12 protein-coding genes, 1 pseudogene, 1 CRISPR repeat array and 1 other annotated feature are annotated in these 14763 nt (G+C 37.0%); of the genes and pseudogenes, 12 read left to right on the top strand and 1 reads right to left on the bottom strand.

Features of this window, described 5'->3' with window-relative positions; genetic code table 11:
• Positions 1–60 precede the first annotated feature (60 nt).
• From GSR62_RS05520 to rpmA, 9 genes and pseudogenes are all read left to right on the top strand, one after another.
• Positions 61–924 (top strand): annotated as a pseudogene (locus GSR62_RS05520) (McrB family protein); the annotation flags it as partial.
• Positions 921–2177 (top strand): 5-methylcytosine restriction system specificity protein McrC, encoded by a 1257-nt coding sequence (locus GSR62_RS05515; protein WP_066023980.1) that lies wholly within the window; start codon positions 921–923, stop codon positions 2175–2177. The pseudogene GSR62_RS05520 and the gene GSR62_RS05515, both read left to right, overlap by 4 nt.
• 429 nt (positions 2178–2606) lie before the next feature.
• Positions 2607–6548 (top strand): type II CRISPR RNA-guided endonuclease Cas9, encoded by a 3942-nt coding sequence (gene cas9 / locus GSR62_RS05510; protein WP_066024110.1) that lies wholly within the window; start codon positions 2607–2609, stop codon positions 6546–6548.
• The gene (gene cas1 / locus GSR62_RS05505; RefSeq protein WP_029507329.1) at positions 6545–7420 is read left to right on the top strand and encodes a type II CRISPR-associated endonuclease Cas1; all 876 of its coding nucleotides are present in this window, start codon (positions 6545–6547) and stop codon (positions 7418–7420) included. Before cas9 ends, cas1 begins: the two co-directional genes overlap by 4 nt.
• Entirely contained in the window at positions 7410–7742 is a 333-nt protein-coding gene (gene cas2, locus GSR62_RS05500; RefSeq protein WP_010689167.1) for a CRISPR-associated endonuclease Cas2, read from the top strand. The genes cas1 and cas2 overlap by 11 nt, the downstream gene beginning before the upstream one ends.
• Entirely contained in the window at positions 7739–8410 is a 672-nt protein-coding gene (gene csn2, locus GSR62_RS05495; protein ID WP_035448152.1) for a type II-A CRISPR-associated protein Csn2, read from the top strand. The genes cas2 and csn2 overlap by 4 nt, the downstream gene beginning before the upstream one ends.
• A 67-nt stretch (positions 8411–8477) precedes the next feature.
• Positions 8478–10166: a CRISPR direct-repeat array (repeat unit 36 nt; unit sequence GTTTTAGAGCTATGTTGTTTTGTATGACTCCAAAAC).
• Positions 10167–10267: 101 nt separating this feature from the next.
• Positions 10268–10341, top strand: a sequence feature (ribosomal protein L21 leader region).
• Positions 10342–10358: 17 nt separating this feature from the next.
• Entirely contained in the window at positions 10359–10667 is a 309-nt protein-coding gene (gene rplU / locus GSR62_RS05490; RefSeq protein ID WP_004048019.1) for a 50S ribosomal protein L21, read from the top strand.
• Between the two features lie 21 nt (positions 10668–10688).
• Entirely contained in the window at positions 10689–11015 is a 327-nt protein-coding gene (locus GSR62_RS05485; protein ID WP_035448154.1) for a ribosomal-processing cysteine protease Prp, read from the top strand.
• Positions 11016–11037: 22 nt separating this feature from the next.
• The gene (gene rpmA, locus GSR62_RS05480; protein ID WP_004048016.1) at positions 11038–11319 is read left to right on the top strand and encodes a 50S ribosomal protein L27; all 282 of its coding nucleotides are present in this window, start codon (positions 11038–11040) and stop codon (positions 11317–11319) included.
• 172 nt (positions 11320–11491) lie between these two features.
• Here rpmA and GSR62_RS05475 read toward each other — a convergent pair whose 3' ends face one another.
• Positions 11492–12370, bottom strand: a complete 879-nt coding sequence (locus tag GSR62_RS05475) for an N-acetylmuramoyl-L-alanine amidase (RefSeq protein WP_035448156.1) — start codon at positions 12368–12370, stop codon at positions 11492–11494.
• Positions 12371–12583: 213 nt separating this feature from the next.
• On the opposite strand from GSR62_RS05475, the gene pyrH reads away from it, so the two are divergent.
• From pyrH to GSR62_RS05460, 3 genes are all read left to right on the top strand, one after another.
• Positions 12584–13306: a UMP kinase gene (gene pyrH, locus GSR62_RS05470; protein WP_010689163.1), complete on the top strand. Its 723-nt coding sequence runs from the start codon at positions 12584–12586 to the stop codon at positions 13304–13306.
• Positions 13307–13314: 8 nt separating this feature from the next.
• A complete protein-coding gene (gene frr / locus GSR62_RS05465) occupies positions 13315–13878 on the top strand; it encodes a ribosome recycling factor (RefSeq protein WP_035448157.1) in 564 nt (187 codons plus the stop codon).
• Positions 13879–13983: 105 nt separating this feature from the next.
• Positions 13984–14760, top strand: coding sequence for an isoprenyl transferase (locus GSR62_RS05460; protein ID WP_066023979.1), 777 nt, complete (start codon positions 13984–13986; stop codon positions 14758–14760).
• Positions 14761–14763 lie beyond the last annotated feature (3 nt).

The following is a 14763-nucleotide window of genomic DNA, read 5'->3' as shown; positions in this document are numbered from 1 at the left end:
GGTTATCATCTAAGTGTTATTTTGTGGGATTATCATGAATATGTACTCAAGGAAAATAATAATAGAAAAATAAGTGATTATTGTGAACAATTATTAGCAAGCAAAAATATTATTTTACATGGAGCTCCTGGAACGTGAAAAACGTATTTAGCTAAAAATATCGCAGCTGAACTGATTTCTAATGGAAAAGTGAATAATATAAATAATCTAACTGAAACACAGCGACGGCAGCTAGGCTTCGTACAATTCCATCCGAGTTATGATTACACCGATTTTGTCGAAGGATTGCGTCCAGCGAGTACCATTGGGGGAGTTGTGAGCTTCGAATTAAAATCTGGAAGTTTTAAACGTTTTGTTGAACAAGCCTTAAATGACTTAGATAGTACTTATGTATTTATTATTGATGAGATCAATCGTAGTGAGATAGCTAGAGTTTTTGGTGAGTTATTTTTCTCTATCGATCCTGAGTATTGTGGTCATAAAGATGGAGTTTATACGCAATATGCTAATTTACATGCTGATCCAACAGAAAAGTTCTATGTACCAGAGAATGTATATATTATTGGAACAATGAACGATATTGACCGTTCAGTTGATACGTTTGATTTTGCGATGAGGCGTCGTTTTACTTTTTTAGAGATCACAGCGCAAATTTCAGCTGAAAATATGCTAGCAAATGATACTATCAAGGAAATACTTTCACACCTGAATGCTGCGATCATTGCTCCAGAAGTTGGGCTCACCAAAGACTATCAGATCGGTGCTAGTTATTTTTTGAAACTTGATATTGGTGAAGAAACATTAGAACATTTATGGGAAACCAAATTATGTCCATTATTAAATGACTATTTTAGAGGGGATCATAAAGCAAGTGAAAAATTAGCTTTTCTAGGTAGAGCATATTTTGCTGGAGTAGATGAATGATAGTATTATATGATAATCGTGAATTTGATATTGATTTGTTAGGAAATGAGCTAGCTTCAAAATTAGTAGGACGTTCCTTGCGTGAATTGGAGAATGAAGATTTTCTAGTGTTTCCACCAAGTATAGCTAAAAGTGATACAACGATCTTTTCAGCGATCAATGGTAAAACGACAACAGGAAATCTAGTCGGTTTTTTGAGTGATGGGAAACAAAATGTTGTGATCAAATCTAGATTTAGTGAGTATGCTGACGATGATTATTTTTTGACCTACATGTTGGAAAAAGTCTTAAATTATAGTATCATCGATAGTTTTCAAGGAAGTTCCGAAAAAAAACCTTACTACAATTTACTATTACTACTATTTCCATATTATATGAATATTGCGATGCAAAAAGGACCGTATAAAGAATACGTAAAGCGAAACTACAATAATGCTGATTTTCGAGGCCGGATCAACATTTCAAAACAGCTCAAAAGGAATATTCCCTTTTCAGGTCAAATTGCGTATCAAGTAAGTGAACTCAGTTATGATAATGATTTAATGCAGCTGGTACGACATGCATTAGAAAAAGTTAGTGAACGCTTACCGAATTTGATAAATTCAAAAGTTGAAACACGTAAGAATGTTTCGCTGATACGGCAGGCGACCCCAAGCTACTCTAAAGTGCAAACTATGTCTGTTTTACAAAAAAATATTAGAAATGAGATTCGACATAATTATTTTAGTGAATATATCTCACTACAGAAATTATGTATCCAGATCTTAAAGGAAAATGGAGTGGGAGATAATAATAAAAAATTTTATGGAATCATTGTAGATATTGCTTGGCTATGGGAGGAATATATTGCAACGATAACAAAATGGAAACACTATGGTATGGAGAGGAAGCTAGAGACATTATACCTATTTAGAGACTCTAGAAATCATCATCGATATCCAGATTTTATCGTGGAAAATATTCCGATCGATACAAAATATAAGTTTGAGCTTGATACAGTGAATGATTATAATCAGCTCATCACTTATTTGCATATTATAAATAAAAGTCAAAGTTCTACGATGCAGGCGGGCTTTTTGCAACCGACAACAAGTTATGACCAAACGTGGCAACAACTAGAAACACTAGAAGGGCTAGGTGGGAATTTATTTACTTATAAATTTTATGTTCCACAACAGGTCGATAGCTACGAGAATTTTGTTAGGAAGATAAGGAAAGTAGAAAAACAGTTGAAAGATTATTTTGCAGATTAAATGTCTTTATCTGCTTTATTTATTTTAGAGTTATGTTGTTTAGCGCCTCGATTCTACCAAAAGGATCAAGGTGTTTTTTGTGTGACCGTAAAAAGTACGGTGGGCTTAATAATTTTGGCTAGTAATATACTTATCAAGACTAAAAATATGTAAAATTGTTGAGATGATCAGCTTGATATTTAAGATAAAAAAGGTTGCTAAAAAAATCTGTTTAAATGAAGTGATATTATTAGGTTTTATTTACTAAAAATAGTAAAATAGGGGAGAAGTAAATAAGAAGTTTTACAAAACAAAAAAAGCGCCGAAACGGCGCGCCCAAGATAAAACTTGTTGATTACGGATTAAACCTTATTTTAACTTTGCTAATGTTGTTTTGTATAACTCCACTAGTAATAATAGCATAAAAATGAAGGGATGGGAAGTAATATGCTGAAAAAAGATTATAGTATTGGGTTGGATATTGGGACAAACTCAGTGGGACATGCTGTAGTTACTGATGATTATAAAGTTCCTACCAAAAAGATGAAAGTTTTTGGGGATACATCTAAAAAAACGATCAAGAAAAACATGCTGGGAGTTTTACTGTTCAATGAAGGACAGACGGCAGCTGATACTCGTTTGAAGCGCGGGGCTCGCCGACGCTATACTCGGCGGAAAAATCGTTTGCGCTATTTACAAGAGATCTTTGCACCAGCATTGGCTAAAGTCGATCCTAATTTCTTTTATCGACTAGAAGAAAGTTCACTGGTGGCTGAAGATAAGAAGTATGATGTATATCCTATCTTTGGAAAGCGTGAAGAAGAATTACTGTATCATGATACACATAAGACGATCTATCACTTACGCAGTGAACTAGCTAATAATGATCGACCAGCTGATCTAAGATTGGTTTATTTGGCTTTAGCACATATTATCAAGTATCGGGGAAATTTCTTACTGGAAGGTGAAATTGATCTAAGAACTACTGATATCAACAAAGTATTTGCGGAGTTCAGTGAAACTCTAAATGAGAATAGTGATGAAAATTTGGGTAAGCTAGATGTTGCTGATATCTTCAAAGATAATACATTCTCAAAAACAAAAAAATCTGAAGAACTGTTGAAACTTAGTGGGGCTAAGAAAAATCAACTAGCTCATCAATTATTCAAGATGATGGTCGGCAATATGGGTAGCTTCAAGAAAGTGCTAGGGACCGATGAAGAACATAAATTATCGTTTGGAAAGGACACATACGAAGATGATTTAAATGACTTATTAGCTGAAGCTGGTGATCAATATTTAGATATCTTTGTTGCTGCTAAGAAAGTGTATGATGCAGCTATTTTGGCAAGTATTTTAGATGTAAAAGATACGCAAACAAAGACTGTTTTCTCACAAGCGATGATCGAACGCTATGAAGAACATCAAAAAGACCTAATTGAATTGAAACGAGTCTTTAAAAAATATCTTCCTGAGAAATGTCATGACTTTTTCAGTGAACCTAAGATCAGTGGTTATGCGGGATATATTGATGGCAAAGTAAGTGAAGAAGATTTCTATAAGTATACTAAGAAGACTTTGAAGGGGATCCCTGAGACAGAAGAGATCTTACAAAAGATCGATGCTAATAATTATTTGCGAAAACAAAGAACATTTGATAATGGTGCGATCCCGCATCAAGTCCATTTAAAAGAACTAGTGGCAATAGTTGAAAATCAAGGTAAATACTATCCTTTCTTACGTGAAAATAAAGATAAGTTTGAAAAGATCTTAAACTTCCGAATCCCGTATTATGTTGGGCCTTTAGCGCGCGGAAACAGTAAATTTGCATGGTTGACCCGAGCTGGTGAAGGAAAAATAACACCATATAACTTTGATGAAATGATCGACAAGGAGACTTCAGCTGAAGATTTCATTAAACGCATGACGATCAACGATCTATATCTACCGACTGAGCCAGTTTTGCCTAAGCATAGTTTATTATATGAGAGATACACTATCTTTAATGAGTTAGCTGGTGTCAGATATGTGACTGAAAATGGTGAGGCTAAGTATTTTGATGCCCAAACCAAGCGCTCGATCTTTGAACTTTTTAAATTAGACCGAAAAGTAAGTGAAAAAATGGTTATTAAGCATCTGAAAGTTGTTATGCCAGCCATCAGGATCCAAGCTTTGAAAGGGTTGGACAACGGAAAATTCAACGCTTCTTACGGAACCTATAAAGATTTAGTTGATATGGGTGTTGCGCCAGAACTTTTAAATGATGAAGTAAATAGTGAAAAGTGGGAAGATATCATCAAGACTCTAACTATCTTTGAAGGACGCAAATTGATCAAACGTCGCTTAGAAAACTATCGTGACTTTTTAGGCGAAGATATATTACGTAAATTGAGTCGGAAAAAATATACGGGGTGGGGGCGCCTTTCAGCTAAGCTGTTGGATGGTATCTATGACAAAAAGACACATAAGACGATCTTAGATTGTTTGATGACTGAAGATTACAGTCAAAATTTCATGCAATTGATCAATGATGATACCTATTCATTCAAGGAAACGATCAAAAATGCCCAAGTGATCGAAAAAGAGGAAACTTTGGCTAAAACTGTACAGGAATTGCCTGGAAGTCCAGCTATTAAGAAGGGGATCTTACAGAGTTTAGAGATCGTTGATGAGATCATCAAAGTCATGGGATACAAGCCTAAAAGTATTGTAGTCGAAATGGCACGTGAAACCCAGAAAACGCATGGGACACGGAAACGTGAAGATCGAGTGCAACAGATCGTGAAAAATTTAAAAGATGCTAATGAATTACCTAAAAAATTGCCAAGTAATGCTGAATTGAGTGATGAAAGAAAGTACTTGTATTGCTTACAAAATGGACGTGATATGTATACCGGAGCGCCTCTAGACTATGACCATTTGCAGTTTTATGATGTTGACCATATTATTCCGCAGAGCTTTTTGAAAGATGATTCGATCGAAAATAAGGTCTTAACGATCAAAAAAGAAAATGTCCGTAAGACTAATGGTCTGCCAAGTGAAGCCGTGATCCAAAAGATGGGAAGTTTCTGGAAAAAATTGTTAGATGCTGGAGCTATGACCAACAAAAAATATGACAATCTACGGCGTAATCTTCATGGCGGATTGAATGAAAAACTAAAAGAACGTTTTATCGAACGCCAATTGGTCGAAACACGGCAGATCACTAAATATGTGGCACAGCTCTTAGACCAACGACTAAATTATGATGGAAATGGTGTTGAACTTGATGAAAAAATTGCGATCGTTACTCTAAAAGCTCAGTTAGCTTCGCAATTTAGGAGCGAATTCAAACTGCGCAAAGTAAGAGCGCTCAATAATTTACATCATGCTCACGATGCTTATCTTAATGCTATTGTAGCTAATTTGATCATGGCAAAATATCCTGAATTGGAGCCAGAATTTGTCTATGGTAAGTACCGCAAAACTAAGTTTAAAGGTTTAGGCAAAGCTACGGCTAAAAATACATTATATGCTAACGTTTTATATTTCTTAAAGGAGAATGAAGTATATCCTTTCTGGGATAAAGCACGTGATCTCCCAACGATCAAGCGTTATTTATATCGGGCACAAGTTAATAAAGTTCGCAAAGCTGAACGCCAAACCGGTGGCTTTTCTGATGAAATGTTGGTACCTAAGAGTGATTCAGGTAAGCTACTGCCACGAAAAGAAGGGCTCGATCCAGTTAAATATGGTGGCTATGCCAAAGCGGTAGAAAGTTATGCGGTTTTGATCACTGCAGATGAAGTCAAAAAAGGCAAAACAAAGAAAGTGAAAACTTTAGTAAATATTCCGATCATAGATAGTAAGAAATATGAGGCTGATCCAACTGCATATTTAGCTAGTCGTGGGTATACAAACGTCACAAATAGTTTTATTTTGCCTAAGTATAGTCTGCTTGAAGATCCAGAAGGTCGTCGTCGTTATCTAGCAAGTTTCAAGGAATTTCAAAAAGCAAATGAATTGATCTTGCCACGGCATCTAGTAGAGTTGCTCTATTGGGTCAATGCAAAAGATGGAGAGCAAAAATTAGAGGATCATAAAGCTGAATTTAAAGAATTATTTGATAAGATCATGGAGTTTGCGGATAAGTATGTTGTTGCATCTAAAAATTCAGAAAAGATCAGACGCTTATACGAAGAAAATCAAGATGCTACCCCAATGGAATTGGGTAAGAACTTTGTTGAGCTCTTGAGATATACAGCTGATGGTGCTGCGAGCGATTTCAAATTCTTTGGCGAAAATATTCCACGGAAACGATATAATTCGGCAGGAAGTTTGCTCAATGGAACATTGATCTATCAGTCAAAAACGGGGTTATATGAAACAAGGATCGATCTAGGTAAATTATAATGGGCTGGCGTACAGTTATTGTCAACAAGCACTCGAAGTTGTCGTATCAAAATAATCATCTCGTTTATCGTACCCCGTTTGAAACCGAGATGATCCATCTGTCAGAGATCGATATTTTGATCCTTGAAACAACGGATATTTTATTGAGTACAATGTTGACTAAGCGTTTGATCGATGAAAATGTTCTAGTGATCTTTTGTGATGATAAACGAATGCCCACGGCACAGTTGTTACCATTTTATGGTAAGCATGATTCAAGTTTGCAGATCGACAAACAAATGATGTGGGATGCTGAAAATAAGAAAGTGTTGTGGACTGAGATAATTTCTCAGAAATTGATCAATCAAAGTGTATGTTTGCATAAACATGATTTTGAAAAAAATTCGCAAAAATTATTGGATTATTGTGCAGATCTGACTATTTTTGATAAAACAAATCGTGAAGGACATGCGGCTAAAGTTTACTTCAATACTTTATTTGGTACGGGCTTTACACGTGATATCAAAAATCCGATCAACGCCGGTTTAGATTATGGGTATACACTGCTCTTAAGTATGGTAGCACGTGAGATCGTTAAAAATGGATGTTTGACGCAGTTAGGTCTAAAGCACGTCAATCAGTTCAATCAATTCAACTTGGCGAGTGATATTATGGAGCCTTTTAGACCGATAATCGATGATATTGTTTTTCAAAATAAAGAGCTGGATTTCAAATCGATCAAATACTGCTTACTGCAAATTTTTTCAGAGACATATTATTTCAATGGTAAAGAAATGTTTTTGACCAATATTGTTGAAGAGTATACCCGTAAAGTGATCCAAGCTTTGAATAAAAAAAGCGAGGAGGTTCCTATATTTAAATATGGGTTATAGGTATATGCGTATGTTGTTGATGTTTGATCTACCGACTGAAACTGCAGAAGACCGGAAAAACTACCGGCGCTTTCGCAAATTTTTATTATCGGAAGGCTTTCTGATGCACCAATATTCTGTTTACAGTAAGTTGTTGCTTAATGGCTCCGCTAAGAGGTCGATACTGGATCGATTAACTAAAAATAAACCGCCATCGGGTAAGGTAACCGTTCTGACGGTCACAGAAAAGCAATTTTCAAGGATGATATATCTTAGTGGAACAAGTGACCCGTCAATTGCTAATACAGATAAAAGGGTAGTTTTTCTGGGGGAAGAGCTATGAAAATTAATTTTCCATTATTAGATGGCATGATCGAATTTGATAAAACTTTGATCTTAGCGATCGAAGATACAGAAACCTTCAGTGATCTTGCGAGGTTATTGTATAGCTATAATGAATCGAGCCCGTTGAAGTTAGCTTTGGATGATTTTTCACCACTTAAAGAGAGCCAATTAATGCTAGTTTCAGATATTCTAGGGTATAATGTCAATACTCCAGCTATTTTGAAATTAGTTTATGCGGATCTGGAAAGACAATTTGGTGAAAAAGAGGAAGTTAAAGCCAGACTTGAGTTATTAGCAGTGGAGATAGCAAATATTATTTCGAGTGAATGTTTAGAAAATGAGTTAGATCTTGAGTATGATGAGATCACACTGCTAGAATTGATAAAGGCGATGGGTGTAAAAATCGAAACGACGATGTCATCGGTTTACGAAAAATGTTATGAGATAGTGCAAATTTTCAAATACTTAAGTAAGAAAAAATTATTAGTTTTCTTAAATGTTGGTGCTTATTTGACAGAAAAACAAATAAGAAGCTTACTTGAGTACATTGAACTGTGCAATTTGAATGTCATATTCCTTGAGCCAAGTAAGTTGTATGACTTACCGCAGTATATTTTAGATAGTGATTATTATTTAGAGTATTTGAATAGCTCTTCGGAGTCATAGAAAGCGAAAATTTTGCTAGAATTAGTAGCGCGATTACGAAACCACTGTGCCATTTTTTGCATTTGAGGTTTTAGAGCTATGTTGTTTTGTATGACTCCAAAACACCGACGATTGTGGCTAAGCTCTCACCTTTGTTTTAGAGCTATGTTGTTTTGTATGACTCCAAAACGCGCAAGCACAATAACGGTAACTAGATAGCGTTTTAGAGCTATGTTGTTTTGTATGACTCCAAAACACCTCAAAGTGCATATGTTCAAATCGGTAAGTTTTAGAGCTATGTTGTTTTGTATGACTCCAAAACTAAGCGTCTGTTTCTTGTAACGCCTTGACTGTTTTAGAGCTATGTTGTTTTGTATGACTCCAAAACTTCCCTTTGCCTTCGATAACTAACCCAATAGTTTTAGAGCTATGTTGTTTTGTATGACTCCAAAACCGAGAGAATTTCAGCTACAATTTTCTGGAAGTTTTAGAGCTATGTTGTTTTGTATGACTCCAAAACGACCACCATTAGCCATCATTCGATGACCACGGTTTTAGAGCTATGTTGTTTTGTATGACTCCAAAACACCTAAAGTTGACAGTAGCGACGCACAAAAGTTTTAGAGCTATGTTGTTTTGTATGACTCCAAAACTACTGGCACGACAGACATTAAGGCAACTGTGTTTTAGAGCTATGTTGTTTTGTATGACTCCAAAACCAAAGGAGCTATCGCGCTGTTTGTGTTGATGTTTTAGAGCTATGTTGTTTTGTATGACTCCAAAACAGTTATAACCCACCAAGAAACCCATATGATGTTTTAGAGCTATGTTGTTTTGTATGACTCCAAAACATATTGCCCAAGCGTAATGCCTATATCGTAGTTTTAGAGCTATGTTGTTTTGTATGACTCCAAAACAAATTTACAAGATGCAAAGGGAAATAAGGTGTTTTAGAGCTATGTTGTTTTGTATGACTCCAAAACAATGGTCAATGATGCTGTTGATGGTTTAGCGTTTTAGAGCTATGTTGTTTTGTATGACTCCAAAACATGTCTTATGTCAATCAGAAGGCTGATCAAGTTTTAGAGCTATGTTGTTTTGTATGACTCCAAAACCAAGTATGCTTCGTTAGATGTCAAAGTGAGGTTTTAGAGCTATGTTGTTTTGTATGACTCCAAAACCGTATTCATCGATGATTTCTTTTACGTCATGTTTTAGAGCTATGTTGTTTTGTATGACTCCAAAACAAACGTAACAGCAAATAGTGTTACTTTGAATGTTTTAGAGCTATGTTGTTTTGTATGACTCCAAAACCTTCCACAACGACATTAAAACCAAGCGAGAGTTTTAGAGCTATGTTGTTTTGTATGACTCCAAAACTTAAATCTTGGATCATGAGCAACATCAGCAGTTTTAGAGCTATGTTGTTTTGTATGACTCCAAAACGTTAAAGACGCTTTCGTAAAGGGGGCACAGGTTTTAGAGCTATGTTGTTTTGTATGACTCCAAAACTTGCGTTGTTCATGCTCGCACCGTTTACGAGTTTTAGAGCTATGTTGTTTTGTATGACTCCAAAACATCCAGATCTTGGACCACGTTTATTAGACGGTTTTAGAGCTATGTTGTTTTGTATGACTCCAAAACAGCATTTATCCCCACAACATCAACTAACTCGTTTTAGAGCTATGTTGTTTTGTATGACTCCAAAACCATTGTTAGTCTAATGGCTAAAGGCCTATGTGTTTTAGAGCTATGTTGTTTTGTAAAACTTTAGTATTTTCCGGTTGAGAATATGTGCAATTGAAAAATATTTTTACAGTATTTCTATTGACGTCAACTTTATAATTTGATATTATATTAGCGTTGTATTTGTGCATGCCACAACTGCAACCGCACGTTTTAAGTTCAAGTGCTCTCTGAGCCACTACATTACGGCGAGTCTAAGTAAAATACAAGGAGGTGCACATTAATGTACGCAATTATTGAAACAGGTGGTAAGCAACTTAAAGTAGAAGCTGGTCAAGCTATCTACGTTGAAAAGTTGGCTGCTGAAGCTGGTGAAAAAGTAACTTTTGATAAAGTTGTTTTAGTAGGCGGCGAAAACACAGTGATCGGTACACCTTTTGTTGAAGGTGCTACTGTTGAAGGTACTGTTGAAAAGCAAGGTCGTGCTAAGAAAGTTGTTACTTTCAAGTACAAGCCTAAGAAGCATCAACACACAAAGCAAGGTCATCGTCAACCATACACAAAGGTTGTTATCGACGCAATCAACGCATAATTTTTGCGAGGTGGACGTTAGATGATCCATGCAAATATTATTAGAAATGGTAAAGTGATAGAAGGTTTCGACATTACTGGTCATGCAGGTTTTGCTGAAGCTGGTGAGGATATTGTTTGTGCAGCTGTTTCAGTGTTAGCGATCAATACGATCAATACGTTGGAAAAGTTGCTGAAACAAAAATTTGAACTAGTTGAAGATCAGAAAAATGGCGGTCTTTTACAAGTGGCTTTATCAGATGAGGGACAAAATGATCCCGCAGTTCAATTGATCTTATCGAGCCTTGAATTAGGTTTGAAAGATGTTGAACAGAGTTATCCAAAATATATAAAAACGAATATAAATTAAGCAATAAGGAGGTGCACGAACTATGTTAATGAACTTACAATACTTCGCTCATAAAAAGGGTGGTGGTTCCACTTCTAACGGTCGTGACTCACGTTCTAAGCGTTTAGGTGCTAAGAGTGCTGACGGTCAAACAGTTAACGGTGGTGCTATCTTATACCGTCAACGTGGTACACGTATTTACCCAGGTGTTAACGTTGGTATGGGTGGCGATAACACATTATTTGCTAAGGTTGCTGGTGTCGTTAAATTTGAACGTAAAGGCCGCGATAAGAAGCAAGTTAGTGTTTACCCAGTTGCTGAATAATCGGTGATGCTAAAAACGTCCTGATCTCTTGTATAGCAAGGATCAGGGCGTTTTTTATTTTGTGGAAAACTTAGGCTGATTTCTCTTTGCTTAAGTTTTGCCAAGAATTCCAATAATAAAATAGGTCTTCTAAAAATATAGCCAAATGCTATCTTTTTTAGAAGACCTAACTTTATTTACTTGTATCTTTTTGAGCTGCAAAATATTTTTCTAAGCCTTGATAAACGTCATTTACGACGGTCGCACGGTAAGACTTAGAGCTTATCTGATCAAAGTCACGATCGGAGTTGATATATCCCATTTCTAATAGGATCGCCGGTTCTTTGATGTCACGAATGACCAAAAAGTCACCGATCTCGACCCCGCGATTTTCTAAGCCGATCGCACCAAACTCCTTATTTATCGTTTGTGCTAACTTGGCGGAGTTCTTATGATAATAATAAGTCGTAAATCCCGAAGCGGTGTTTTTGACTGGCGACGAGTCAAAGTGGAAACTGATAAAAGCATCTGCATGGACTTGATCTGCTAGTGCGGGACGTTTGCTTAGACTGACAAAAGTGTCATCGCTACGTGTAAGATAGACTTTTGTATTTTGTTTACGTAATTTTTTAGCCAAAAGTTTGGCATAAGCTAAAGTATATTGTTTTTCTTCTTTTTTCTCAGTGTTCGAGGTCGCCCCAGAATCATAACCACCGTGACCAGGATCGATCACGATCGTCGCATTTGAAAGATCGGTAATAGGTAATTTGTAGCTACTGTTGATCATCCAATCAGCGATCCAGCCTTTTTTTTCATCGTCAGTTTCAACATACATCCAATGATATTTGCTTTTCAAGACAGTTACACGTTGGTTTTGCTTGAGTTGACTGATTTGATCATATTCAACACCAGGGCCGTTTTTAAGGACAGCATAGTTAGTTTGGATCTCTAGTTGTCCGAAATATTTATAAGTGCGATAACCTAAAATACCAACTAGTACGAAAATGATCGCAAATAGGACCCGAATACGTTTGGGGAGGCCAGATCCATGAGAAGTTCTAGGCTTTTCCATGTGCATCACTCCAAATTTAACAACTATTCACATTATAGCAAAAATACTTTGTGTCCAACAAGTAAATGCTAACGGTTTCCTAGCAAAGCTTGTTGAAATGTAAAAACAAATTAATAGTTGGCAAAACCCCCGATAGAATGATAAAATTTATTCAAACGGCTTTCGTTAAATCGTGAACGAATTTCAGCAAAATTGTTTTAGGAGGATCAACTAATGTCTGACATTAAATACAAACGAGTTGTGATGAAACTGAGCGGGGAAGCATTGGCCGGAGATGCTGGTCAAGGGATCAATCCGCCAGAGATCCGTAAAGTTGCCGAAGAGATCAAAGAAGTGCATGACTTGGGGGTTCAAATCGCGATCGTTGTCGGTGGTGGCAATATGTGGCGGGGAGAATCTGGTGCACAAATGGGAATGGAGCGCGCTCAAGCAGATTATATCGGAATGCTTGGAACGGTGATGAATGCTTTGGCACTACAAGACAATTTAGAATCGATCGGAGTACCAACTAGAGTTCAAACTGCAATTGAAATGCGCCAAGTAGCTGAACCATATATTCGTCGTAAGGCTATGCGTCATTTGGAAAAGGGACGTATCGTGATCTTTGCAGCCGGCACAGGCTCGCCATATTTCTCCACTGATACGACTTCAGCCTTGCGGGCGTCAGAGATCAATGCTGATGTGATCTTGATGGCTAAAAATGGTGTTGACGGCGTTTATTCAGCAGATCCGCGTAAAGATGCAAATGCAGTTAAATACGATAAGCTAACACATATGGAGATCATCAATAAAGGGTTACAAGTTATGGATACAACGGCTTCATCACTATCCATGGATAACAATATCCCACTTGTAGTCTTTAACATGAATGAACGTGGCAATATCAAGAAAGTTGTTCAAGGTGAAACGATCGGAACAACAGTTGAAGGGAAGTAAATAAATTTATGAAAATTACAAATCCAACTATTTTACAATATCAAGAAAAAATGACTAAAGCCGAAGAAGCTTTACAACGTGAATTAGGTACGATCCGTGCGGGTGTAGCTAATGCTAGCTTGCTCAACCGGGTCAACGTTGAATATTACGGAGTGCCAACACCACTTAATCAAATGGCTCAGATCAGTGTTCCAGAAGCACGCGTGCTTCTCATCACACCATACGATAAGTCTTCTTTGAAAGACATCGAACATGCACTTTTAGTATCTGACCTAGGCATCGCTCCTATGAATGACGGATCAGCTATTCGCTTAGTGATCCCACAATTGACGGAAGAACGTCGTAAGGAATTAGCTAAACAAGTTAAAGCAACTTCTGAAAAGGGCAAGGTTGCTGTTAGAAATGTTCGTCGTGAAATGATGGATGCTTTGAAGAAAGCTCAAAAGAATGGCGATTTGACCGAAGACGAATTGCGTGACTTGGAAGATGTTGCCCAAAAAGTAACGGATAATTCGATCAAAAATATTGAAAATATTACAGCAGAAAAAGAAAAAGAAGTGCTTGCCGGTTAGGTGAAAGCTTTGTTTTGCTGATGATAACGGGGCAAGGGCTCGTCGAAACAGGCGCTTACTGGATCGACGAATTTGTCCCGTTATTCTTTTAACAGAGGTGAAGATATGTTTTCTAACTTATTTAAAAATAAGCAGGCAGCACAAAACGAGCTAGATCCCCCAAAAATACCGGCTCATATTGCGATCATTATGGATGGTAATGGTAGATGGGCAAAAAAGCGTGGATTGCCCCGAGTCGCGGGCCACAAGCAGGGAATGGAGACTGTTAAAACGATCACTAAAGTCGCTAGTGATCTGGGCGTCAAGGTATTGACGTTATATGCTTTTTCAACGGAAAATTGGAAAAGGCCACAAGATGAAGTGGGCTTTTTGATGGATCTTCCGGTAAAGTTTTTCAATACATTCGTTCCAGAATTGATTGCAAATAATGTCCGCGTCAATGTGATGGGATATACGGATAAATTACCTGACTCGACGCAAAAAGCAGTCTTTGATGCGATCGAGCAGACTAAAGATAATACTGGCATGGTCTTGAATTTTGCTTTGAATTACGGGAGTCGTGCTGAGATCACGTCTGCAGTTCAAGCTTTAGCAACGCAAGTCAAACAAGGTGAATTGGAACCATCCCAGATCGATGAAAAAGTTTTTTCAGAGGCCTTGATGACAGCTGATCTCCCTTATGCTGATCCAGAATTACTGATCCGCACGAGTGGTGAAGAACGGATCTCTAACTTTTTATTGTGGCAGATCGCTTACAGTGAGTTAGTATTTACAGATGTTTTATGGCCGGACTTTTCGGCTGAAGATCTAGAATTATCGATTTATAAGTTTCAGCAACGCGATCGACGCTTTGGTGGGCTGAATAAGAAGGAGGATAATTGATTA

Origin of the sequence: Ligilactobacillus animalis, from assembly GCF_009933595.1 — a bacterium.
GTDB lineage: Bacteria > Bacillota > Bacilli > Lactobacillales > Lactobacillaceae > Ligilactobacillus > Ligilactobacillus animalis.
Note: the sequence above shows the minus strand (reverse complement) of the source record. Positions and strands in the feature narration are given on the sequence as shown.

What these genes read in the sequence shown, in the direction of transcription:
- frr (WP_035448157.1), top strand. Translation starts at nt 13,315, where the DNA reads ATGAAAATTACAAATCCAACTATTTTACAATATCAAGAAAAAATGACT.
- rpmA (WP_004048016.1), top strand. Translation starts at nt 11,038, where the DNA reads ATGTTAATGAACTTACAATACTTCGCTCATAAAAAGGGTGGTGGTTCC.
- cas2 (WP_010689167.1), top strand. Translation starts at nt 7,410, where the DNA reads ATGGGTTATAGGTATATGCGTATGTTGTTGATGTTTGATCTACCGACT.
- GSR62_RS05485 (WP_035448154.1), top strand. Translation starts at nt 10,689, where the DNA reads ATGATCCATGCAAATATTATTAGAAATGGTAAAGTGATAGAAGGTTTC.
- GSR62_RS05460 (WP_066023979.1), top strand. Translation starts at nt 13,984, where the DNA reads ATGTTTTCTAACTTATTTAAAAATAAGCAGGCAGCACAAAACGAGCTA.
- csn2 (WP_035448152.1), top strand. Translation starts at nt 7,739, where the DNA reads ATGAAAATTAATTTTCCATTATTAGATGGCATGATCGAATTTGATAAA.
- GSR62_RS05475 (WP_035448156.1), bottom strand. Translation starts at nt 12,370, where the DNA reads ATGGAAAAGCCTAGAACTTCTCATGGATCTGGCCTCCCCAAACGTATT.
- pyrH (WP_010689163.1), top strand. Translation starts at nt 12,584, where the DNA reads ATGTCTGACATTAAATACAAACGAGTTGTGATGAAACTGAGCGGGGAA.
- rplU (WP_004048019.1), top strand. Translation starts at nt 10,359, where the DNA reads ATGTACGCAATTATTGAAACAGGTGGTAAGCAACTTAAAGTAGAAGCT.
- GSR62_RS05515 (WP_066023980.1), top strand. Translation starts at nt 921, where the DNA reads ATGATAGTATTATATGATAATCGTGAATTTGATATTGATTTGTTAGGA.